Below are 20,080 nucleotides of genomic sequence, written 5' to 3'. Positions count from 1 at the left end.
TGCGGATCGTTCAGCCGCCGAAGCGTTTGCGCGAGATCTCCGCGTGCGCGACCCGGCGCAGCGTGGCCAGCAGGGCATCGCCAAGCACGGTTCCGACGATCGCGCCTTCGACTATGGCCTCGGTGGCTCCCAGCCGGGCGACGCCGTCGATATCGGCGGCGGCGACCCGGTCGGCGGCCGCGGCGTAGTCGGACAGTGCGTCGAGCACCCACTCGTGCCCGACCTCGCGGAAGGTGCACAGCACCCCGATCAGTGCTTCGACCAGTGCGGAGCCGGGCGGCGGCGTCCACCCGCGTTCGGCGCAGATCCGCTCGATCCGGCCCGCCGCCCACTCCCGGTCCGCCTCGGCGACCTCGGTGCGCGGTGCGGGCAGGCCGTGCTGGGCCACACCGAGAATGTCGTGGGTCGACACCCTGGGCTCCTCGATGGCGGAGAGCACCTCGCGCGCCGCCGCGACGGTCAGCCCGCCGATTTCCAGCAGTGCGCGAACGAGTTTGAGCCGACGGACATGCGCCGCGCCGTAGCGGGCCTGATTGGGGCTGGTGAGTTCACCGGGCGGAAGCAGCCCCTCCCGCTGGTAGTACTTGATGGTCGCGATCGCCACCCCGGACTCCCGGCTCAACTCCGCCATCCGCATCCCGCCGCCACTCCTCTCGTTCGGTATTCCGTTCACGCCCCGACCGGGACCGCCCGCCGCCCCCGCACCCAGGCCACCGCGAAGGCGATCGCGAAGCCCAGATGCACGACGAGGAACACCTTGGCGAGCTCGCGCGCCTCCCCACTGAACACCCCCCACACATCATTGGCCGCCACCACCCCGAACCCGACCGCATTGGCCAGCACCACGGCATTGCGCAGCGGCGACGCCGGCGCGCCGCGCGAAAGCCAGTTCAGGACCGCGATCCCGAGGAACGGCCCACCCAACAGCCGCAACAGCGCCACCAGTTCCGGCGACGCGTCCGCGGGCACGGCCTCCACCCCGAATTGCACCGGCACGAGCACCAGCGCCGACCCGATGACGGCCAGATAGATCGCAGCAATGGTCAACAGCCACCTGAGCATGGCAAGCCTCCAATATGGATAGCTAAACTTTCTATAATAGAAAGCTACACTATCCGCTTTGCTGGAGGCAATGGTCCGCCCCGAGCCTGCGCCTACTCAGCGTTGACGCAGGGCCGCACGCAGTCGCTCATACGTCGACCCGAGTTCGCCGACCACCTCGGCGGCCGCCCGATCCCGCTCCGACACCAGCAGATGCTGTAGGGATCCGATGAGCCGCGCCTGCTCGACCATGGCCGCCGCCGCCCCGCCGTATCCGATCCGGCGCAGGCAATCCGCCGCATCCGCGGTCCGGCGCGCGCCCACCCGGACGGCGAACGCGGTCAGATGCGCCCGCAACCCCGGCGGGCACCCATCCGCCAGCATCGCCGCCAGCCTCCGCGCCGCGTCCGAACTGCCGTTGCCCGCCAAACGTTCCCGCGCCCGCGGCAGACAGGCGGCGACCGCCTCGTCCGCACTCACCACGCGGGTCCGCTCGAACTCGGTGTACATGGTGTACGGCTGGCCGTAGTCGACCGAATCCGCGCGCCACGCGGAGAGGAAGTCCGACATCCCGATGCGCGCGTACGGATATCCCTGCGGGTCGTGCGCGGTGACCCCGTCCTCGTCCATGTCGACGACGACCAGGAAGTGATCAGCCCCGATCGGCCCGCGCATCTCCGGCTGGTACCGCAGATACCCCATCTCGACCGGACCGATGAACACCGGCCCGCCGCACAGCGCCGCTCCGAGCCGCCCCACGGGATCGTCCCCGCTGGTCACCGTGGCTCGCCACCCCAACGCCGCCAGCGCCTCCGCCACGCCGATCTCCGGATTCCATCCACCCGGATCGAAGAACGCGACCCCGTCCCCCACCTGCATTCCGAACGGACTCCCGGTCACGGTCTCGATCACCGCCGTACCGAGAGCCGCCTCCCCCATCACCATGGCGAGTCCGTTCGCGTAGCAGTACGGCCCCGACCCGATATACGAAATCTGTCTCGTCAGCTGTCCGGCATCCATCGCCCCACGCTGACAGGAATTCCCGAAAAACGCTACAGCCGAGTATTTTTCGCAGTCTCGTCAACCGACCCGAAATACGCTCGATCGGTTCGGGCCCGCTGTGCCGCGTCCAGGAAGGTTGATGCTGTCATCGCCACCGGAGAAGCGGGTTGATCTTGGGCGGGTGAGCGGTGATGCTGCCGGTGGCTCGGAAGCCGGATGTGTTCGTCGGATGTCGATGTAACAGTTGCCGGCTCTGCTGACACTGAGCCTTCTGAAGCTATCCGCTGGGAAGGAGACTCCATGTACCACCCCCCGTTGCCCACGTCCGCAGAAGCAGCCACCGCCGCGGCGGGCTCCGGCCCGCGCGGCGGCGGCGATGCCGACCAGGCCTGGGCGCTCCGCATGCTGGAAAGCCGGGTGTCCGGACGCTGGGCGGTCACAGTCGCGATCGTGCGAATCGTGGTCGGCGCGTTCTTCATCCTCGCCTCCACCTCGAAGTTTCCGTTCTCGAGTTACTACGAGGAAGAAGCGGCCGCGTTCGTGGAGTGGGGCTTCCCGGATTCGGCCCTGATCGTCATTCTGGTCGGCGTGCTCGAGTTGGGCTGTGGGGCGCTGCTCGTCCTCGGCCTCGGTGCCCGTCTGGCCGCTGCCGGGCTCGCAGTCACCATGGTGGGCGCGATCTGCACCGCCGGGATACAAGAGGGCGGCTACTTTCACCTCGGCGTCGCGCCGGCAATGCTGCTCGTCGCACTGGCTCTGACCTGGACCGGAGCAGGCTGGGCGTCATTGGACTCCCGTGTGGCCGCGACAGTGCGGGGCAAGCGATGAACCATTCCGGTGTAGCCGACCCGAGCGACACGTTGGTGCGCCTGGTACCTGCCGAGGCGAAGAACATGGCCGCCGCCGCCCAGCTGCTGGTGGATTTCAACCGGGAATACAATGATCCCGCCCCTGATCCGACATGGCGGGCCGATGTCGACGTTGATCGCGGGCGGAGACACCAGTGTCCTACTCGTCGGTGATCCGGCGGTCGCAGCGGCTGTACTTCGATTCTCGATCACGCCCGCGAACGCGGGGCGACATACATGGATCTGATCGCCAGCGAGCGAAGCCCGGCAGCCCTATCGTCTCGCACACCTGGAGACACGGATGTCGAAATCGAACGCCATAGAGGAAGCCGGCCTGCTCGCCGGCTTGCGGAACGGTGATGCGGCCACGTTCGAGCTCGTCTTGGACAAATGGTCAGGTGGGATGATCCAGGTAGCCAGAAGTTACGTCTCGACCCACGAGTCGGCCTGCGAGGTGGTGCAGGAAACCTGGATCGCCGTCATCCGCGGCATCGACAAATTCGAAGGTCGCTCCTCCTTGCAGACTTGGGTATACCGCGTCTTGGTCAACACGGCCAAACGCCGTGGTCTCCAGGAAGCTCGTAGTGTTCCGATGAGCTCGTTGGCAACAGACACCGGACCCACGGTCGACTCCGCGTTGTTTCGACCCGAGGGAGAGTCGTACGCAGGTCACTGGTGGTCGCCGCCGACACCGTGGCCCTCACCGGAGCAGGCCTTGCTCGACGACGAGGTGCGCGCGGTGATAGCCGAAGCGCTCGAACTTCTGCCTGTTCGACAACGCATGGTGATCAACCTGCGCGATGTGCTCGGCTACGGGTCGCATGAGGTCCGCGAGATACTCGAGATCTCCGCGGCCAACGAGCGAGTATTACTGCATCGTGCGCGTGCTTTCGTCCGAGGACGACTGGAGGAGTACTTCGCCTCGGCCGAGAACACCCACCGGCGAATGGACAGGAAGGTGCCCTGATGGAGAAGATTCACTGCATCGAAATTATCGAACAGGTCACCGACTTTCTCGAAGGCGCCCTGAGTGCGGAAGAAGAGCGACGGTTCCTCGCCCATCTGCAGGATTGCGACGGGTGCGACCGTTATCTCGACCAACTGCGCCACACCATCAACGCGCTGAACCACCAGCCCTCTCCCGGCCTGTCCAATGAGATGAAGAAAGCGCTGCTGGCAGAGTTCCGTTCCCAATCCTACTGAGCGCTTCATCGAACTCGCCCGCAGCGCGCAAACTGAGACCGTGACTGTTCGACGATGTCGTGGGCCAGGGCTGCAATCGTAGGTACCTTGTCGCGCATACGATTCCGACACTTGCATCAGCTTCGCGATCAACCCAACCGGCTGATGCCGCGCAGAGACCATGGCCGCCACCGCTCCCTGACCCACCGCATGTTCACCGGATGTTTGCTTGCCCGCTGATTCGACAACCATCAATATCGATGTGTGTCTAATCGAGAGTTGCCGCTGCTCGAGGCGGGCCCGCCCGGGTGCGAGGTCACCTCCCTGGCTCGCCAACCGCTGACCACCGCGGCGGCCACCGAACTGGCCGCGGTGTTCAAGGCGCTGTCGGATCCGGTGCGGTTGCGGCTGTTGAGCGTGGTGGCCAGCCACACCGGCCAGGAAGCCTGCGTCTGCGATCTGTCGGAGGGCTTCGATGTCAGTCAGCCCACCATCTCCCATCACCTGAAGGTGTTGCGCGCGGCCGGGCTGCTCAGCAGTGAGCGGCGGGGTTCCTGGGTGTACTACCGCGTCGAACCCGCGGCACTGCACCAGCTTTCGCAGCTACTCGGAGGCGGCACGGAGGCGGCGCGATGAGCACGCTGGCCCGGCGGCTGCTGGCCGAGTTCGTCGGGACGGCGCTGCTGGTGTGCGTCGTCGTCGGCTCCGGCATCGCCGCTCAGCAGTTGTCGCCGGAGGATGTGGGCCTGCAACTGCTGGAGAACTCCACCGCCACGGTCTTCGGCCTCGCGGTGCTGATCCTCATCTTCGGCCCGGTGTCCGGCGCGCATTTCAACCCCGTGGTGTCGGCGGCCGATTGGCTGGCGGGCCGACGCCGGGGCACCGGTCTGAGCACCACCGAGCTGCCCGCCTACATCGGCGCGCAGCTCATCGGCGGCGCGCTCGGAGCGGTGCTGGCGAACATCATGTTCGACCTGTCCCCACTGCAGATCTCCGGTCGCGATCGTGTCACCACCGGACATTTGGTCGGTGAGGTGGTCGCCACCGCCGGGCTGATCGCGGTGATCTTCGCGCTGGCCCGCTCCGGGCGCGCCGCGCTGTCGGCCGCCGCGGTCGGCAGCTATATCGGCGCGGCGTACTGGTTCACCAGTTCCACCTCGTTCGCCAATCCGGCAGTGACGGTCGGCCGGATCTTCTCCGACACCTTCGCCGGTATCGCACCCGCGTCGGCGCCCGCCTTCATATCCGCCCAGATCATCGGTGGCGCACTGGGTTTGGCGCTCATCGTGACCCTGTACCCGGACACGCCGGACACCGCCGACAATGTCGTCGTCCCGCATGCCGACGACGACCGCCCGCTACGCTGAAAGACGCCATCCACCAATGACCACTACTCCCAGTGTGCTTTTCGTCTGCGTCCACAACGCCGGGCGCTCGCAGATGGCCGCCGCCTTCCTGGCCCACCTCGCCGGGGACCGCGTAGAGGTCCGCTCCGCCGGATCCGCACCCGCCGACCAGGTCAATCCGGCCGCCGTGGCCGCCATGCGCGAACTCGGCATCGACATCTCCGCGGCGACCCCCAAGATCCTCACCGCCGACGCCGTCCAGGATTCCGACGTGGTGATCACCATGGGCTGCGGCGACACCTGCCCCTACTTCCCGGGTAAGCGGTACCTGGACTGGAAGTTGGACGATCCGGCCGGGCAGGGTGTCGACGCCGTGCGCGGCATCCGAGACGAGATCGAACGGCGGGTGCGGGGCCTGCTGGACGAGCTCGGCATCGCACCGCACGCGTGACCCGGCACGCACCCGCCTCGAATACCTGAAGCCCGCCGCCACCCATGGAAAGGTGGTGGCATGGCTGGGTGCGTTGAGGTGATTCGTCGATGATGTCCGATCCGGAGCTGAACCCCGCTGCCGTCGAGATCGGCAGTTTCTTCCCACAACCGCCGGACACGGTCTGGCACGCGCTGACCGATCCGGATCTTCTGGAGCAGTGGCTGCTGCGTTCGGTCGGCTTCGCCCCCGCCGTCGGCACCCACTTCATCTTCTCCCTACCCACCCGCCCACCCGGCGAGATCGCCTGCGAGGTCCTGACCGCCGAACCCGCCACCCGACTGACCTTCCGCTGGATCGACCTCCGAGCCGACTACCCCGCCCGCTGGATAGTCGACTGGACCATTCACCCCCAGGGCCGCGGCACCCGCCTCCTCCTCACCCAAACCGGCTTCGACATCGAGGACCGCCGCCAGAAGATGGCCCGCAACGCCATGGAGCGCGGCTGGAAGGGCACCCTGTCCCGCTTGCGCGAACTCCTCGATCGGTGACGTGCACGGATCGGCGCTGTCGTCGGCAGCCGATGGCGGAAGGCTGCCCCGCATGATCGAACCCGACCGGCGTGAGCCGGGTGCGGACCGCTAGTCCGTGACGGTGAGCAAATGGTCTCCGTAGGGGTTGTCGACGGCGATCTTCCAGGTGGTGTCGGGTTGGCGGCGCAGTGTCGCCACGGACAAGCCCCGTTCGGTGATGGCGGTGCCGTCGGGGGCGGTGCCGGTCATGGTCCAGGGCGCGATATGGACGGCGACATCACCGCTGATCATGACATCGTGGCCGCGGTCGTAGTGGAAGACGGGCGTGACAGCGGCGAAGGCTTCGAAACCGGCCCGCAGGGCGGCGTCGCCGGATACCGGTTTGCCCGGTTCGAACGCCACGGCGGCGTCCTCGGTGTAGTGGCTCAGCACCGCGTCGACATCGCCGCGCTGGAAGGCTTCGGTCATGGCGGCGATGGTGCGAATTACGTCCTGCTGCATGGGGATTCCTCGCTCGCTGGATGCGGCGCCGAGCGGCCGCCGCAGCGACGACTCTAACGTCAACAATTGCATGATGCAATAGTTAACGCCTAGACTGACGACATGAAGCGCGGCGACCGGAAATCGACCTGCCCGATGAACCTCTTCCTGGAGCTCTTCGGCGACCCCTGGACCCTGCTGCTGCTGCGCGACATGCTGCTGCTCGGCAAGCGACGACCCGCCGAATTCCTGGAATCGGACGAGCGCATCTCCACCAACATCCTCACCGACCGCCTCAAGCGCCTCGAGGCGGCGGATATGGTGCGCCGCCGCGGCACCGGCCGGCGCAATCAGGTCCACTACCTCCCCACCGAGAAGGCCGTGGACGTACTGCCCGTGCTCTTCGACATGGCGCTGTGGAGCATGCGCCACGAATCCGATTCCGCCCCACTGCAATCCGTCATCGACCGCATCCGCACCGACCCGGACGCCTATATCGCCGACATCCGCGCCGACATCACCCGCGAGACCGCGGCGGCCTGAGCCTCGATCGAACGACCAACGAGAGTCGTTGTCACGCAACCTCTTTCATGTCGGAACAATCCGTGTCACCCACCGCGGACGGATGGCACGGACTGTCGCGGTCGTTCAGGACGCGGAGCTCGCGGCGGTGATGGCGGAGACGAGCGCCTCGTCGGTGTAGGAGACCCCGCCGATACCCCACCCGCCCGCGGCGGCGTAGCCGATATTGATCCAGATGTCGGCCACGGGATGGTCCGGCACGGTATGGCGGGCGGCGATCTCGGTCGCCGTGGCGATGAACGCGGCTCGGTCGGCCACCGTGGGCAGACCGATTCCGGGCAGCTTCAGTTCGATCAGCAGTACGGGTCGGTTCACGCCCCCGGTATGGACATGTTCGGGTGCGAGAAGGTGCAGGTGGCCGCCGACCACCGGCGCGAAGAAGGCGTTCCCGGCCAACCCGCTGAAGTCGATCAGGGCTTGGACGAGTTCGGGCACGAGTTCCTTCTCGCCAGCCTCGGTGAGGACGCCGCGGGGTGCGATGACGGTGAAAGGCACGGATGAATCCTGTCTGTATAGACCATCTCTAGTACGCACGTACTAGCGAATGCATCGTGCACTAGTATGGCCGTACTAGTCAAGCCGAGGAGTCGCCGCCCATGACCAAACCCACCCGGGCTCGCATGATCGATGCCGCCGTGGACGCCCTACGCCGCCACGGGCTTTCGGGCATGTCCTTCACCGAGGTGCTCGCCGACAGCGGCGCCGCCCGTGGCGCGATCTACCACCACTTCCCGGGCGGCAAATCCGAACTGGTCGCCGAGGCCGCCCGCCTGCACGGCCGGGAGGTCACCGACCGCCTCGCCGAACTCTCCGGCCCCACCCCCCGCGCCGTGGTCGAATCCTTCCTCACCTTCGCCCGCCCGGTGATCGCCGACGCCACCCACGGCCGCGGCTGCGCCGTCGCGGCCGTCACCACACCCGCCGACACCGACGACCTGTGCCGTCTCGCCGCAACGACTTTCACCGCGTGGGCCGACCAGCTCACCACCGCCCTCACCGCCGCGGGCATGCCCGCGTCCGACGCCGCCGACCTGTCCCAACTCCTGATCACGATGCTCGAAGGCGCCCAGATCCTCTGCCGCGCCACCGGCGACACCACCCCGTTCGACCGGGCCGCACGGGCAGCCCTGGCCGCGGCGCCGCTCCCCCACTGACGAACCCGCTGGCCGCGCCGGGCAGGCACTACACCGCGCTGTTCGCCTCCAGCCTCTGCTGTACGAGTTCCATTGCACGCATGCCTAATTGGAGAACCAGTCGGCCACTCCACTGCTACCGTGACCCCGGCGCGAGAACTGCGCCGGGGAGGAACATTCAATGAGAATGAGGAAGCTCGCGGCGACTACGCTGCTGGCGATTGCAGCGGTGGTTGTCACGAGCGGAACCGCCCATGGCACACCGGATTTCACTCCACAAGGTGACGTGGTGCGAGTCACCGGTCCCGATACGGTCTCCGGGACCGATCACGGAGTGGAATTCACCATGGTGAAGCGCGACAACGGAACCGTCGAAACCACGCTGGAGGGCGGAACCTTCGCGCTCACGGCGGATGGTGTCTCGGTGCTGGACACGGTGGGGTCGGTGGTCGACCAGGTTCCGTTACGCGCCATGTTGAATGACCGCGAGGTAATGGTGGATCCGGTCATCGACCCGACAGGCACCGTACTGACGGCGACGCCCATCGGATACTGGGTACAGAACCCCAGTCCGCGCGAGATGAACACTTACATCGGTATCGCTCTGGGCGCGTTCGCCGGCGCTGCTCTGGGCAATCTGGCCATGCTGATCATCACGATCGCCACCTTCGGAGTCGGCCTGCTCGCCCTACCCTTCGTCGTTATCGGCGCGACACTGCTCGGCGGTGCGATCGGCGGCAAGATCGGTGAGTCCATCCCGGCATCGGACCAGTCGACCGGAGCACAGTATTACGTGCAGTGCTTCGCGGGTATCTGTCACTGATTCGCGGCAGGCGACCCTCCGGTCGCCCTCGACGACGCGGCCCGCTCTTCCCCCGACGGCCCTTGCGGCCGACACGGTGGGCGTGGCCGCACTCGGCCAAGCGTGGAGTTCCCGCTTCCGCCGAAGCGCTGTACGGATGGTCGATGTCAGCCGGTGGCCGCGGTGACGAGTGCCCCGATGAGGCGGCGACTGCGGGCGCTCATCTGGGCGGCGGTCTGCTCGGGGTGGCGCTGCCACCACAGCACGAGTGAGGTCACCGTCCCCATCCAGACGTCGGTGAGCGCGGACAGATCCATCGGATCGGTGAGATCGGTCGCACGCAGTGCAGCGGCGACCCCACGGGCGGCCTGGGCGGCGATCTCGCGACGCGCGGTCCGGACGGCGTCGGCGGCCGGGCCGGTCTCGGGATGCGATCTGTCGAACAGGACCGTCCAGTCGTGCGGGCGCGGCTCCAGTGCGACGAACAGCGCGTCGAGGGTGCGCTGCGCCATCGCCGGATCGCTGCCCGCGGTGATAGCGCCCTCGATCGCCTCCGACAGGATCGCGGCGGCACGGCGCACGCAGGCAATGTACAGCTTGTCCTTGGACTGGAAATAGGTGTAGACCAGCGGCTTGGAGATACCGGCACGCTGCGCGACCTCCACCGGCGAGAGCCCCGCGTAGCCGACGCGCCCGATCTCGGCCACGGCGGCATCGAGAATCGACTGCTCCCGTTCCGCGCGCGGGACGCCCTTGGTTCCGGCTGTACTCACATTGCCCATCCAACCATTGGCTCGACCGGCCTCCGGCAGCCGATCGGCCCGGTGCGGAGGCGAAATGGTGGGAGTGCGCCCCACGGCATCCCAACGAGCCAATACGAGACGTGCCGTCTTGTTAAAATGGATCCCATGGCCACCCACCCCGCCCCCACCCGTCGCCGCGAGAGTTCGCGCATCGCCATCCTCGACGCCACCCGCGCCCTGCTCGGCGAGGTCCCGTACCCGAAGCTGACCATCGAGTCGATCGCCGCCCGCGCCGGGGTCGGCAAGCAGACCATCTACCGCTGGTGGGATTCCAAGGGCGCGGTGGTGCTCGACTCCTTGCTCGCGGTGAGTGAACACCCGGACGGCACCGGGATCGAATTCCCGGATTCCGGCGACTTGGCCGCGGACCTGAAAGCGGTATTGCGCGCCACCACAGCCGAATTCGCCGATCCCGCGTTCAGCGCCCCGATCCGCGCCGTGATGATCGAGGTCATCGCCGACCCCGCCCTCGCCGCTACCTACCGAGAGAAACTCCAACAACCCACCCAAGAAGCGATCCTCACCCGCTTGCGCAGCGCCCAACACGCCGGCCAACTCCGCCACGACGCCGACCTCCCCCTCCTCATCGACATGCTCTACGCCCCCCTCACTCACCGCTGGCTCCTCCATTCGCCCACCCTCGACGACGCCTTCGCCGACGCCGTGGTCGACGCCGTTCTGCACGGATTCGCCTAGGGCGTCCCATAGCCCATTACGGCCGCGCTCATACGAAGGTCTAGCGTGCCGAAGCCACAGGGCCGAATCATGTTTGACTACAACAACCCCAGTATGGCTTGATTGCGAACGACACAGGGACGCCCAGAGCGTTCGATCTGATCTGGCCGCCCATCGAAGTAGCAGAACGCCACGGAGGCCCGCCGAATGCAACTCTGCACAGCGTGTGGCGCTGAGCTCACCACCGATATCCTGAGCAGTTGCGCAATCTGCGGCTCAACCGAGCTGATACCTGGCGAAAAGCCCAAAACTACCACAGGGTTTCGTATAAGCTTCACGGTTTTCGGATGCGAGAGCTGTGGGCAGGTCGTAGGGGGGCGCCGACAGCGCTACAGATCAGTGCTCGAAGTGCGGTACCGAACTCGAGTTGGTCGATAGGCAGGCAGAGGCCCGCGCACAACATTTCGGCGCCGATCTGGTCTGGCAGCAGGAACGACTCGAGTTTGTACAGAACCTGGAATTCTCCGACAGCGGTGCCCGTATGACCGCCGATGACTTCCGGCGGTGGCTCGTGACATCGTTCGAAACCACTATGGTGTGGGCAGATCGACTTCCGCTGCATATGGGAGAAGGCGACTTCGATGACCCCGCCGCACCCCACACGGTGACTGCTTGGTCGAATTTACTGGCGCTGACAAATGAGATGCTCGACCTCGCAGTAGAACTGAAATCAACTCCATCCCCCCCAACCTTGCTCGCAACACATCGCGCGTTGACTACTGGCGTGCTGCTCTTCAGCTCAGCGACGGTCGGATTCTTCACCACGTTGACCGCCCCGACCGTGGAGGTCGCCCGCGAACGGATGCGCAATGGTCAAGAGATGCTGAACTCCGCATGCGACGTTATCGTTCAGGCTGCCGGCCTGATGACACCGCTCAAGATCGACGAGATTGCCAGCACGAGCGGATCCTCACTGATATCGGTTTTCCCCGAAATGGCCGCCGTTGCTAAGCGAGACCCGGTGATGCTCCGGCCGCTAATTCCGCTCGTGACAGTCGCCAGGGGGATGCACGATCAACAACGCCGTGAGCGTCGCGCTGTAGCAGTCCGGTCCGCGTTCGACGCCGCGGCTGCCACGAATGCTCATTGGATCGATGACTTCGACTTCATGTTGGCGACGTGCTCGGCAGCTTGGCGAAGGCTAATCGTCCAGCACCAGCGGCTGACTCAACTCCTGGAAGCCGACGATCGATTGCGACCAGGGTGGGTCGACGACCTGCTGGATGTCGGAGCAAAGATAGTAGAAGGCCCGTATCGGGCGTACGGAAACGTTGTGTTGGACGCACTGAAAGTGGCGCGCGGCTCTCTCACTGCTCTCAGCCCTGCGACGGCCGGAACAGCTCCGTTCAGCAAGGTGCGAGCCGACTTAGCTGTTGAGTGTCCCGAGTTGGCTGAGAATGTACGCCCGATCATCCGGAACGCCTCCGCGCACTACGACTATCACGTTCAAGGCGAAGTCGTTCGGATAAGACACCTTCATGGCGGCGGGCCACCGATAGTGGAGACCCACACTTTCGATGACCTACTCACTGCCGTTTCCAATCTGTCCGAGCACACGATGGCGATGGCAATCGGAGTGACTGGTTGGGTATGGTCGAACAGCCCAGTTCCGGATCGCGAACGATTTCGACGCGACTGGCTGACTGCCTGACTCGTCCACGACTTCTAGTCCGTTCGGCCCCTTCCTCCTTAGCCTCTACTACCGAGATCGAATTCGTCTCGTCCGCGTTGACCACCCGATTCGAACCGACCATTCGAGCCCCAGTGACTGCATCTCACCGAGTCCACAATTGGACCCACAAACCTCCCTCGCCCTCGTCCGAGGGTTTACTTCCTCCAGGGGATCAGGACCGTTCGATCATCGCTCGGAACTCATCAGCGTTCGGGCCACTGATCTCGTACGTGACCGCTGCGGGCCTGTCGGGGCCGACCCCGGCCGGGGACGGCCCAGGTACCCACTCGTCCACGCACTTTCGGAACTCGGGGTAGGTCAGGGCGGCTGTCTCGCCTTGCAGCTCGGGCGTCAACATGCGGCCTCCGGCGTCGAGTCCGACGCCGCCTTTCCATCCTCGGGTGATGCGCGGTTTGCCGACGCGGGGCCACCAGACCGGAGGGTGGCCGTGTTCCTCGTCGTGGGCGACAACCGCCGCGAACATGTCCTCCACGCCTACCCAGCTGCGCCCATGCTCGGCGGCGATACGAGCGGCGGTTCGGAACAGCACCACCAGGGCAGGAGCTACCCCATCGATCGTTACCCGGCATTCGTCGTGTTCGCCAGTCATAGCGGCAACCCTAGGCATCAATCTCGAGGCCGGTGCAAGTTATCGCCATCGGGGCACCGGCAACGATGATGACGTGAGATCCGAACACATCCTGGCCGTCGTAGAAGCCGCCCCGGCACGTGCACACCGCTTTCGTGGGGTCGTCCGGATTGAGCACCCACCGCACCACGCCGTCGCTCTCCTGCTCACACTGCTGCGGCGTGACGGCGGCAGCTGAGCCGGTGCTCAGTGCGACGGACGCGAATACGGAGGCAGCACACACAAGCACGCGAATCATGTTGTGTAGCATGGTAATTCCTTCTATGTAGATGTTCCTCTTGATTCCAGCTCGCCCGACTCGTCCCAGGCGAACAAGCGCCAGGTCGGCAGTTCAGGCGGCAGGTTGCTGCCGGATTCGATGTCCTCGACCTCGATCCGGTAGTCCGGATTCCACTGGCGCAAGGCAGTGGCGAACCGCGCGATAACGTCGGCGGGCGCGGTGTAGCTGACTGCGAGATGCTCTGGGCCGCTTCCGAACCCGACGTGCATAACCGCTCGTTGCGGCAAGGTTGGTGGCTCGTCGTTACTCACGGCACCCCCTCATGCGAATGCTTGGAAGCACTCGCCACCGGGGACGTTCGGCGCGGTGTTCATCCCGGCGGCGGGTGCGAAATCGAGCCTGGTCGCCAAGGGGCGGTCTCGGAACCGCAACTTCGGCCCCCAAGTTCAGGCGAACGAAGTCGCGGGGTGTCGATTCGCGATACCTTCTGAGTAGATGTGGGGAAGGGCATCCGATGAGCGAACAGTCAAGGGAGAACCTCCGATTCGATCGGCTGATGGAGGAACGAGGCTGGAGGCGGACCGATGTAGCGGCGATGGTGAACGCCGCTTACGAAGAGATCACCGGCAAAGAGGGCTGCTACGACGCCGACAAGATCCGACAAATCGCCCGGGGGACGCTGATGTGGCCTACGAAGGGCTACCGCTTGGCGCTCGAAAAGGCCTTCGGTGTCACCGCGACTGAGCTGGGGCTCCACAACCCCCGCGCTGCGACCGCGAAACCGTCGCAAACTGGTACGAGTGTTCATGCTGACCTACTCTTGGGGTGGGGAGGCGAGGAGGTTGACGAGGTGCAGCGTCGAGAGCTTTTGAGGGCTATCGCCGTACTCACGGCGTCGTCGCCAGCGATCGTGGCAGCACTGAACGCCGATGAGCTGGAAAGAACCATCCGCGCTGCGGCTTCCCCGAACCGGGTGGACGGGGCGGTCCTGGACAATGTTCAGGCCATCCTGAACGCCGCGCGGTTGCAGGACGACTTGCTCGGCCCGCAGGCGGCTATTCGAACCACATTGACACAGGTCGACATCACCGAAGCCTTACTCAGGGGCTATAAGGGGCCGCTCGCGTCGCGCCTTATGTCGTTGCGAAGCAAGGCGAGTACGTCTGCGGGATGGCAACTGTTCGACCTCGGCCGTAAGGAGTCGGCCGAAGATCATTTCGAGAAGGCTCGCGACGTGGCCGACGAGGCTCGCGACTACGCAGCAAGCGCTATGGCTCTCGCTGAGTGGTCGGGTATGACCGAGGAAGTTGGCAAGCCGATCGAGGCTGCCGACCAGGCCGCCGCCGCAGAGTTCCGTGCTGCTCGCTCCGGCGATCCGCATCTACAGGCTCACGCAGCGGGTATTTCGGCTTTGGCATTGGCGAAGTCCGGACCTGAGTATCACGGTGATGCACGAGCGGCTCTGGCTCGCGCGGACAGTTTCGATGTGAGCGCTACACGGACGCCCGATGAATCTCTCGCGTACTTCTGCACGCCGGGGCACATCGCTCGGATGCGGGCGAAGGCGCTTCGCCAGATCGGCGACTTGCCAGCCGCTATCGACGCGGCTAGGGAGTCGCTGAGACTTCAGGCGGTTCGAGACCGTGCCGCCTCGCATATCCTGCTCGGCACGATCTATGTCGATGCCGGGCAATTGGATGCTGGAATCGAGTCGATCTTGACAGGCGCGGAGGTCGACGTCGACAACGGATCAGCGCGACTGTCCAGCCAGCTACTCGATGCCCGAAACCTGGTTCATATCCGCGCTCCCGGTTCAACTGCCGCCCGCAGGCTCGATAACCAGCTAGCACAGCTTCAGATCGTCTGAGAAGCGCTCAGGCCCCGAGGCGAACCGGTGGCGTCAGATCGGATCATCGAAGGCTGGCTGTCCGGTGCGACCACCATGACCGCCGCCGACTGCTCACGCATGTGCACCAACGTCTTACAGGCCCGGACCCGCTCACCACACCCGTTCGACCCACTCGATGACCGCAGCACACCCCGGCTTCCGACCGATCGGCCACCGCGGCGCGTAGTCTCAGCACCTATGCCGTCCGGCGGTAGCAGACAGGTTCGAGCCGCGCGCAAGCGCAAGCGGCGGATGGCACGCGTCGTCCACGACCTCACCGACGCGCAGTGGGACGCGCTCGAGACCTGCTGGGGCGGGTGCGCGTACTGCGGCGCCCACGCCACCCCGCTACAGAAGGACTGTGTGCAGGCCATTTCACGCGGCGGCCGCTACACCCTCGGTAACGTCGTGCCCGCGTGCGGGTCGTGCAATGCCAGCAAGTGCAACGCGGAGGTGACCGGTTGGCTGCGACGCAAGAAGCTCGACGAACGCTCGTTTCTCCTACGCCACTACGAGATCTCGACCGAACTCATCGCCCGCTTCGCCCAGTGACACAGCCACCAACCGTGGTCGCCGCAGTGCCCCAGTCACCCTGGGATCTCGAACTCGCTCAACGGGCCTCGCTCCGAGCCACGGCATTCAATGTGCGTCGACTGCCGATCGCCTTGTAGCCCCTACGTTCAGACGTTGAACCGGAACTCCACCACGTCCCCATCCGCCATCACGTAGTCCTTACCCTCCATCCGCACCTTGCCCGCGGACTTGGCGGCCGCCATGGAGCCCGCCGCGACCAGGTCGGCGAAGGCGACGATTTCGGCCTTGATGAAGCCGCGTTCGAAGTCGGTGTGGATGACGCCGGCGGCCTTGGGGGCGGTGTCGCCCTGGTGGATGGTCCAGGCTCGGGCTTCCTTGGGGCCGGCGGTGAGGTAGGTCTGGAGGCCGAGGGTGTGGAAGCCGGCGCGGGCCAGGGCGTGCAGGCCGGGTTCGGTTTGGCCGATGGATTCGAGGAGTTCCAGGGCGGATTCGGGGTCGAGTTCGAGGAGCTCGGCCTCGACCTTGGCGTCCAGGAACACCGCGTCGGCGGGGGCGACGGCGGCCTTCAGTTCGGCCTTGCGGGCCTCGTCGGTGAGCACCGATTCGTCGGCGTTGAAGACGTAGAGGAACGGCTTGGTGGTGAGCAGGGACAGTTCCTTCAGGAGTTCGCCGTCGATCTTGTCCCGGACGGAGAAGAGGGTCTTGCCCGCGTTGAGGAACTCCTGGGCCTGCTTGGCGGCGTCGGCGACCGGCTTGCGGTCCTTCTTGACCTTGGCTTCCTTGTCGAGGCGCACCACCGCCTTCTCCAGGGTCTGCAGGTCGGCGAGGATGAGCTCGGTCTCGATGACCTCGATATCGGACAGCGGATCGACCTTGCCGTCCACATGCACCACGTCATCGTCGGCGAATACGCGCACCACCTGGCAGATGGCGTCGGCCTCGCGAATATTGGCCAGGAACTTGTTGCCCAGGCCCGCGCCCTCGGACGCGCCCTTCACGATGCCCGCGATATCGACGAAGGACACGGTGGCGGGCACGATGCGCTCGGAGCCGAAGATCTCGGCGAGCTTGTCGAGCCTCGGGTCGGGCAGCGGGACCACGCCGACATTCGGCTCGATGGTGGCGAACGGATAGTTCGCCGCGAGCACGTCATTGCGGGTCAGCGCATTGAACAGCGTCGACTTTCCGACATTGGGCAGGCCGACGATTCCGAGGGTGAGACTCACGGAGAGCAGATTCTACCCGCGCACACCATCGGGAACCGAGCCGGGCGGGCTGAGCCGGGCGGGCCGGGGCGGGCGGACCGGGGCGGCCGAGGGCCGTTTTCGTCGGTGCCCGCCGATACCACCCGATACGAGGCGAGACCGCGAACCGGCCGCCGCCAACGATTCGAGGGGGTGCCGTGATGGCGTATTCGAAACCTGTACCGCTTGGCGACGCGCTCGACGCATTGAACAGGCAGTTGGCGAACGCCGCAGCCGCCGGACAGCTGTCGCTCACCGTTCCGGCGGATACCGAGCACACTTGTGGAACGGAACATCCGAACACTCTCATCGCCCGCCGCAACCTGGCGTACGCCTACCGATCGGCCGGTCGTCTCGGTACACCTCGCGCTGGCCTACGCAAAGGGCCTGCACACCGATTCTCGCGGTGGTGCTCCGGCACCTCCGTTCACAGCCAATCGATGAACTCGGCAGGATGGTCAGCTCCAAGGCGGCTCAGCCCCGGATATCACCTACGAAGGCCACCGGCTGCCCGGTTATCCGCGCGACCGTGGCGAAGTCGCGGTCGTCGCACAGGATCGTTAGTCTGTGATGCTCGGCGGTCGCCGCCACCAGCAGATCCACGGCCCCCGCCGAGCGATGCGTGCCTTGTTCCGTCATCAGCTGCTGTATGTCAGCGGCACGTTCGTATCCACGCTCGTACATCGGGACCCAGGCGAACAGGTCACGCAGTAGACGGCGCTTCTCGAGTCGGTCGGCCAGTGAGCGAGCCGAGTACAGGAATTCGAGCTCGACAATCGGACAGGTGGCGATCACGCCCGCGGTCAACTGGTCCACCCATGCCTGTCGCAACTTGTCCTGCAAGATCCGGAAGAGTCCGGATGTATCGATGAGGTACAGGGCTGTGCTCACCGCCGGTATGCCGCCTTGTCGTCGAGGAATTCATCGAAGTCGCCCCGATCGGCCATGTCGCCTAGGCGGGCCAGCGCCCTGATCCGGACCAGCCGCTGGCCGACCTCACGTAGTGCGGCGTTGACGGTGTCCTTCTTGGTCTTGGTCCCCAGCACCTCCGCGGCGATGGCCAGCGCCTCTTCGTCGATCTCGATCGGAGTCTTCGATGCACCCATGACCTGTCTCCTTCGGATATCCAGTACATCCAAGTTAGACGTCCATGGTATCAACGGCCGCCGAGGCCGGAGAGGGCGATACCCCGGATGAAGGCACGCTGGGCCACGGCGTAGACGGCGATCAGGGGCAGCAGGATGACGACGGCGGCGGACATGAGCAGGGGCCAGTGGGTGTGGTACTGGCCCTGGAGGCGGACCAGGCCGAGGGTGGCGGTGGCGTAGTCGTTGCGTTGGATCATGATCAGGGGCCAGAGGAAGTCGTTCCAGACGGTGATCCAGGTGAGGACGGCCAGCACCATGAGGGCGGGGCGGGTGTGCGGGAGCAGGACACGCCAGTAGATCTGCCAGGGGGTGCAGCCGTCGAGGATGGCGGCCTCCTCCAGTTCGCCGGGGAGGGTGGCGAAGAACTGGCGCATGAGATAGGTGCCGAAGGCGCTGCCGAACAGGCCGGGGACGATCATGGACCAGGGGGTGTCCACCCAGCCGAGGAAGCGCATGAGAATGAACTGCGGGATGACGGTGACGGTGAGCGGCACCATCAGCGTGGCCAGGTAGCAGACGAACAGGACATCGCGGCCGGGGAACCGCAGGCGGGCGAAGGCGTATCCGGCGAGCGAGCAGAAGAACACCTGCCCGGCGGTGACGCAGGCGGCGTAGACGGCGGTGTTGAGGAGCATGCGGCCCAACGGAATGAGTTCGAAGACCTCGGCGTAGTTGGACCACTGCGGATGCGCGGGCAGCGGGGACGGATCGGTCACGCCGCCATCGGATTTCAGTGACGCCGAGAGCGCCCAGAGAATGGGGGCCAGCGCGCACCAGCCGACACCGACGAGCGCCAGATAGGCGAGCGCGCCCCCGGCGATTCGCCGCCGAATATTGCCGCCCACCCGCGCGCTCACCGCTCCCCCTCGCCGCGGCGGGCCAGCCGCAGCTGCACGATCGTGAGCACCAGCAGCATCGCGAAGACCACCCAGGCCAGCGCGGCGGCGTAGCCGATCTCGTAGAAGCGGAAAGCGTTCTGGAACAGCATGATTCCGAGCACGTAGGTGCCGGTCTCCGGACCGCCGTTGCCGCCGGTGAGAGCGTACGCCTGATCGAAGGCCTGCACGGTGTTGATGACCGTGATGACGAAGACGAACGACAGCGCGCCCCGGATGAGCGGCAGGGTGATGGACCGGAAGCGCCGCAGCGGTCCCGCGCCGTCGATTCGCGCTGCCTCGTACAGGTTTTCGGGCACGCCCTGCATGGCGGCGAGCAGGATCACCGTGGCGAACGGCACGCTCTTCCACACGGTCACGATGCTCAGCGACACCAGCGCCCAGTCCGGATCGGTCAGCCACGGCACCGGCCCCAGCCCCATCCACCCGAGCCCGAGGTTCACCAGCCCGTCCTCGGTGGCGAAGAGGAACCGGAACACCACGGCCATGGCGACCGTGGAGGCCACCAGCGGCAGGAACGCCAGCGTGCGGAACAGGCCGATACCGGGCAGCGTCCGATTGAGCAGCCCGGCCACGGCCAGACTGATCACCACCGTGGGCAGCAGGGTGAGCAGCGTGAACACCGCCGTGTTCCGCAGCGCGATATAGAACAGCGGATCATCGGCGAACAACCGCCGGTAGTTCCCCGTTCCGACGAATCGCGGCGGAGAGAACAGATCCCAGGAGTGGAAGCTCAGGTACAGCGAGAAGCCCAGCGGGAACAGCAGGAACACGGCGACCGCCGCCACATTCGGAGCCACGAACGCCACGCCCGCGCGCGCCCGCCGCCTGGCCAGCGCCGAGCGCGGCGTGGAGGGGCGCTCCTGCCGTGGCGGCCCCGCTTCCGCTCGCAGGCGATCCAGCACCCCGGTC

The 20,080-nt window shown here is 65.9% G+C and carries 28 protein-coding genes; 14 read left to right on the top strand and 14 right to left on the bottom strand.

Annotated features, from left to right (window positions below):
• Positions 1–10: 10 nt before the first annotated feature.
• From QJS31_RS22875 to QJS31_RS22865, 3 genes are all read right to left on the bottom strand, one after another.
• Positions 11–637, bottom strand: a complete 627-nt coding sequence (locus QJS31_RS22875; RefSeq protein WP_282783757.1) for a MerR family transcriptional regulator — start codon at positions 635–637, stop codon at positions 11–13.
• Positions 638–669: 32 nt separating this feature from the next.
• The gene (locus QJS31_RS22870) at positions 670–1,062 is read right to left on the bottom strand and encodes a hypothetical protein (RefSeq protein ID WP_306357644.1); all 393 of its coding nucleotides are present in this window, start codon (positions 1,060–1,062) and stop codon (positions 670–672) included.
• 96 nt (positions 1,063–1,158) lie between these two features.
• Positions 1,159–2,061: a hypothetical protein gene (locus tag QJS31_RS22865; RefSeq protein WP_282783753.1), complete on the bottom strand. Its 903-nt coding sequence runs from the start codon at positions 2,059–2,061 to the stop codon at positions 1,159–1,161.
• 282 nt (positions 2,062–2,343) lie between these two features.
• On the opposite strand from QJS31_RS22865, the gene QJS31_RS22860 reads away from it, so the two are divergent.
• The 7 genes from QJS31_RS22860 to QJS31_RS22830 all read left to right on the top strand — a co-directional run bounded on the left by QJS31_RS22860 (position 2,344) and on the right by QJS31_RS22830 (position 6,400).
• Positions 2,344–2,871, top strand: a complete 528-nt coding sequence (locus tag QJS31_RS22860; RefSeq protein WP_306357643.1) for a DoxX family protein — start codon at positions 2,344–2,346, stop codon at positions 2,869–2,871.
• 321 nt (positions 2,872–3,192) lie between these two features.
• On the top strand, positions 3,193–3,858 hold the full coding sequence (locus tag QJS31_RS22855) for an RNA polymerase sigma factor (RefSeq protein ID WP_306357642.1): 666 nt from the start codon (positions 3,193–3,195) through the stop codon (positions 3,856–3,858).
• Complete coding sequence (locus tag QJS31_RS22850) at positions 3,858–4,094, top strand: anti-sigma factor (protein WP_282783820.1); 237 nt, start codon at positions 3,858–3,860, stop codon at positions 4,092–4,094. Before QJS31_RS22855 ends, QJS31_RS22850 begins: the two co-directional genes overlap by 1 nt.
• A gap of 243 nt (positions 4,095–4,337) precedes the next feature.
• Positions 4,338–4,709: a helix-turn-helix transcriptional regulator gene (locus QJS31_RS22845; RefSeq protein ID WP_282783822.1), complete on the top strand. Its 372-nt coding sequence runs from the start codon at positions 4,338–4,340 to the stop codon at positions 4,707–4,709.
• Positions 4,706–5,440, top strand: a complete 735-nt coding sequence (locus tag QJS31_RS22840; RefSeq protein WP_282783825.1) for an MIP/aquaporin family protein — start codon at positions 4,706–4,708, stop codon at positions 5,438–5,440. The genes QJS31_RS22845 and QJS31_RS22840 overlap by 4 nt, the downstream gene beginning before the upstream one ends.
• A gap of 16 nt (positions 5,441–5,456) precedes the next feature.
• Complete coding sequence (locus QJS31_RS22835; RefSeq protein ID WP_282783826.1) at positions 5,457–5,870, top strand: arsenate reductase ArsC; 414 nt, start codon at positions 5,457–5,459, stop codon at positions 5,868–5,870.
• Positions 5,871–5,959: 89 nt separating this feature from the next.
• Positions 5,960–6,400 (top strand): SRPBCC domain-containing protein, encoded by a 441-nt coding sequence (locus QJS31_RS22830; protein WP_039816997.1) that lies wholly within the window; start codon positions 5,960–5,962, stop codon positions 6,398–6,400.
• A 90-nt stretch (positions 6,401–6,490) separates the two neighbouring features.
• Here the strand turns inward: QJS31_RS22830 and QJS31_RS22825 are convergent, their stop codons facing one another.
• Positions 6,491–6,883, bottom strand: a complete 393-nt coding sequence (locus QJS31_RS22825; RefSeq protein ID WP_282783829.1) for a nuclear transport factor 2 family protein — start codon at positions 6,881–6,883, stop codon at positions 6,491–6,493.
• 102 nt (positions 6,884–6,985) lie between these two features.
• Here QJS31_RS22825 and QJS31_RS22820 point away from each other — a divergent pair, with 102 nt between their 5' ends.
• Complete coding sequence (locus tag QJS31_RS22820) at positions 6,986–7,405, top strand: helix-turn-helix domain-containing protein (RefSeq protein WP_306357641.1); 420 nt, start codon at positions 6,986–6,988, stop codon at positions 7,403–7,405.
• 105 nt (positions 7,406–7,510) lie between these two features.
• Here QJS31_RS22820 and QJS31_RS22815 read toward each other — a convergent pair whose 3' ends face one another.
• Positions 7,511–7,939 carry a hypothetical protein gene (locus tag QJS31_RS22815; RefSeq protein WP_282783833.1) on the bottom strand — a complete coding sequence of 143 codons (429 nt, stop codon included), beginning with the start codon at positions 7,937–7,939 and terminating at the stop codon, positions 7,511–7,513.
• Between the two features lie 101 nt (positions 7,940–8,040).
• On the opposite strand from QJS31_RS22815, the gene QJS31_RS22810 reads away from it, so the two are divergent.
• Both QJS31_RS22810 and QJS31_RS22805 read left to right on the top strand, forming a co-directional pair.
• Positions 8,041–8,598 carry a TetR/AcrR family transcriptional regulator gene (locus QJS31_RS22810; protein WP_282783835.1) on the top strand — a complete coding sequence of 186 codons (558 nt, stop codon included), beginning with the start codon at positions 8,041–8,043 and terminating at the stop codon, positions 8,596–8,598.
• A 166-nt stretch (positions 8,599–8,764) separates the two neighbouring features.
• Complete coding sequence (locus QJS31_RS22805) at positions 8,765–9,400, top strand: hypothetical protein (protein WP_282783836.1); 636 nt, start codon at positions 8,765–8,767, stop codon at positions 9,398–9,400.
• Positions 9,401–9,546: 146 nt separating this feature from the next.
• Here QJS31_RS22805 and QJS31_RS22800 read toward each other — a convergent pair whose 3' ends face one another.
• On the bottom strand, positions 9,547–10,152 hold the full coding sequence (locus QJS31_RS22800) for a TetR/AcrR family transcriptional regulator (protein ID WP_282783838.1): 606 nt from the start codon (positions 10,150–10,152) through the stop codon (positions 9,547–9,549).
• Between the two features lie 135 nt (positions 10,153–10,287).
• Here QJS31_RS22800 and QJS31_RS22795 point away from each other — a divergent pair, with 135 nt between their 5' ends.
• Positions 10,288–10,878: a TetR/AcrR family transcriptional regulator gene (locus tag QJS31_RS22795; protein ID WP_306357640.1), complete on the top strand. Its 591-nt coding sequence runs from the start codon at positions 10,288–10,290 to the stop codon at positions 10,876–10,878.
• Positions 10,879–11,284: 406 nt separating this feature from the next.
• Complete coding sequence (locus QJS31_RS22790) at positions 11,285–12,568, top strand: hypothetical protein (RefSeq protein WP_282783842.1); 1,284 nt, start codon at positions 11,285–11,287, stop codon at positions 12,566–12,568.
• Positions 12,569–12,761: 193 nt separating this feature from the next.
• Here QJS31_RS22790 and QJS31_RS22785 read toward each other — a convergent pair whose 3' ends face one another.
• The 3 genes from QJS31_RS22785 to QJS31_RS22775 are packed head-to-tail and all read right to left on the bottom strand — an operon-like array spanning position 12,762 to position 13,769.
• Positions 12,762–13,199 (bottom strand): hypothetical protein, encoded by a 438-nt coding sequence (locus tag QJS31_RS22785; RefSeq protein ID WP_306357639.1) that lies wholly within the window; start codon positions 13,197–13,199, stop codon positions 12,762–12,764.
• 10 nt (positions 13,200–13,209) lie between these two features.
• Complete coding sequence (locus QJS31_RS22780) at positions 13,210–13,488, bottom strand: hypothetical protein (protein ID WP_282785361.1); 279 nt, start codon at positions 13,486–13,488, stop codon at positions 13,210–13,212.
• Positions 13,489–13,499: 11 nt separating this feature from the next.
• On the bottom strand, positions 13,500–13,769 hold the full coding sequence (locus QJS31_RS22775) for a hypothetical protein (RefSeq protein WP_282785362.1): 270 nt from the start codon (positions 13,767–13,769) through the stop codon (positions 13,500–13,502).
• A 203-nt stretch (positions 13,770–13,972) separates the two neighbouring features.
• On the opposite strand from QJS31_RS22775, the gene QJS31_RS22770 reads away from it, so the two are divergent.
• Positions 13,973–15,325, top strand: coding sequence for a hypothetical protein (locus QJS31_RS22770; RefSeq protein ID WP_282785363.1), 1,353 nt, complete (start codon positions 13,973–13,975; stop codon positions 15,323–15,325).
• A 219-nt stretch (positions 15,326–15,544) separates the two neighbouring features.
• The gene (locus QJS31_RS22765) at positions 15,545–15,898 is read left to right on the top strand and encodes an HNH endonuclease (RefSeq protein WP_306357638.1); all 354 of its coding nucleotides are present in this window, start codon (positions 15,545–15,547) and stop codon (positions 15,896–15,898) included.
• A 128-nt stretch (positions 15,899–16,026) separates the two neighbouring features.
• Here the strand turns inward: QJS31_RS22765 and ychF are convergent, their stop codons facing one another.
• The 5 genes from ychF to QJS31_RS22740 all read right to left on the bottom strand — a co-directional run bounded on the left by ychF (position 16,027) and on the right by QJS31_RS22740 (position 20,070).
• Complete coding sequence (gene ychF / locus QJS31_RS22760) at positions 16,027–17,106, bottom strand: redox-regulated ATPase YchF (protein ID WP_306357637.1); 1,080 nt, start codon at positions 17,104–17,106, stop codon at positions 16,027–16,029.
• 492 nt (positions 17,107–17,598) lie between these two features.
• Positions 17,599–18,015, bottom strand: coding sequence for a PIN domain nuclease (locus tag QJS31_RS22755; RefSeq protein ID WP_306357636.1), 417 nt, complete (start codon positions 18,013–18,015; stop codon positions 17,599–17,601).
• The gene (locus tag QJS31_RS22750; protein ID WP_282785366.1) at positions 18,012–18,230 is read right to left on the bottom strand and encodes a type II toxin-antitoxin system VapB family antitoxin; all 219 of its coding nucleotides are present in this window, start codon (positions 18,228–18,230) and stop codon (positions 18,012–18,014) included. The genes QJS31_RS22755 and QJS31_RS22750 overlap by 4 nt, the downstream gene beginning before the upstream one ends.
• Before the next feature lie 50 nt (positions 18,231–18,280).
• Positions 18,281–19,117, bottom strand: coding sequence for a carbohydrate ABC transporter permease (locus tag QJS31_RS22745; RefSeq protein WP_306357722.1), 837 nt, complete (start codon positions 19,115–19,117; stop codon positions 18,281–18,283).
• A gap of 8 nt (positions 19,118–19,125) precedes the next feature.
• Positions 19,126–20,070: a carbohydrate ABC transporter permease gene (locus QJS31_RS22740; protein ID WP_372341706.1), complete on the bottom strand. Its 945-nt coding sequence runs from the start codon at positions 20,068–20,070 to the stop codon at positions 19,126–19,128.
• Positions 20,071–20,080: the final 10 nt, after the last annotated feature.

Origin of the sequence: Nocardia sp. CC213A, from assembly GCF_030766805.1 — a bacterium.
GTDB classification, from domain to species: domain Bacteria; phylum Actinomycetota; class Actinomycetes; order Mycobacteriales; family Mycobacteriaceae; genus Nocardia; species Nocardia otitidiscaviarum.
The sequence above is the reverse complement of the archived record's forward strand: the minus strand, read 5'-3'. Positions and strand labels throughout refer to the sequence as shown.

What these genes read in the sequence shown, in the direction of transcription:
- QJS31_RS22810 (WP_282783835.1), top strand. Translation starts at nt 8,041, where the DNA reads ATGACCAAACCCACCCGGGCTCGCATGATCGATGCCGCCGTGGACGCC.
- QJS31_RS22780 (WP_282785361.1), bottom strand. Translation starts at nt 13,488, where the DNA reads ATGCTACACAACATGATTCGCGTGCTTGTGTGTGCTGCCTCCGTATTC.
- QJS31_RS22835 (WP_282783826.1), top strand. Translation starts at nt 5,457, where the DNA reads ATGACCACTACTCCCAGTGTGCTTTTCGTCTGCGTCCACAACGCCGGG.
- QJS31_RS22825 (WP_282783829.1), bottom strand. Translation starts at nt 6,883, where the DNA reads ATGCAGCAGGACGTAATTCGCACCATCGCCGCCATGACCGAAGCCTTC.
- QJS31_RS22855 (WP_306357642.1), top strand. Translation starts at nt 3,193, where the DNA reads ATGTCGAAATCGAACGCCATAGAGGAAGCCGGCCTGCTCGCCGGCTTG.
- QJS31_RS22765 (WP_306357638.1), top strand. Translation starts at nt 15,545, where the DNA reads ATGCCGTCCGGCGGTAGCAGACAGGTTCGAGCCGCGCGCAAGCGCAAG.
- QJS31_RS22805 (WP_282783836.1), top strand. Translation starts at nt 8,765, where the DNA reads ATGAGGAAGCTCGCGGCGACTACGCTGCTGGCGATTGCAGCGGTGGTT.
- QJS31_RS22830 (WP_039816997.1), top strand. Translation starts at nt 5,960, where the DNA reads ATGATGTCCGATCCGGAGCTGAACCCCGCTGCCGTCGAGATCGGCAGT.
- QJS31_RS22865 (WP_282783753.1), bottom strand. Translation starts at nt 2,061, where the DNA reads ATGGATGCCGGACAGCTGACGAGACAGATTTCGTATATCGGGTCGGGG.
- QJS31_RS22875 (WP_282783757.1), bottom strand. Translation starts at nt 637, where the DNA reads ATGCGGATGGCGGAGTTGAGCCGGGAGTCCGGGGTGGCGATCGCGACC.
- QJS31_RS22840 (WP_282783825.1), top strand. Translation starts at nt 4,706, where the DNA reads ATGAGCACGCTGGCCCGGCGGCTGCTGGCCGAGTTCGTCGGGACGGCG.
- QJS31_RS22860 (WP_306357643.1), top strand. Translation starts at nt 2,344, where the DNA reads ATGTACCACCCCCCGTTGCCCACGTCCGCAGAAGCAGCCACCGCCGCG.
- QJS31_RS22795 (WP_306357640.1), top strand. Translation starts at nt 10,288, where the DNA reads ATGGCCACCCACCCCGCCCCCACCCGTCGCCGCGAGAGTTCGCGCATC.
- QJS31_RS22770 (WP_282785363.1), top strand. Translation starts at nt 13,973, where the DNA reads ATGAGCGAACAGTCAAGGGAGAACCTCCGATTCGATCGGCTGATGGAG.
- QJS31_RS22850 (WP_282783820.1), top strand. Translation starts at nt 3,858, where the DNA reads ATGGAGAAGATTCACTGCATCGAAATTATCGAACAGGTCACCGACTTT.
- QJS31_RS22750 (WP_282785366.1), bottom strand. Translation starts at nt 18,230, where the DNA reads ATGGGTGCATCGAAGACTCCGATCGAGATCGACGAAGAGGCGCTGGCC.
- QJS31_RS22820 (WP_306357641.1), top strand. Translation starts at nt 6,986, where the DNA reads ATGAAGCGCGGCGACCGGAAATCGACCTGCCCGATGAACCTCTTCCTG.
- QJS31_RS22870 (WP_306357644.1), bottom strand. Translation starts at nt 1,062, where the DNA reads ATGCTCAGGTGGCTGTTGACCATTGCTGCGATCTATCTGGCCGTCATC.
- QJS31_RS22785 (WP_306357639.1), bottom strand. Translation starts at nt 13,199, where the DNA reads ATGACTGGCGAACACGACGAATGCCGGGTAACGATCGATGGGGTAGCT.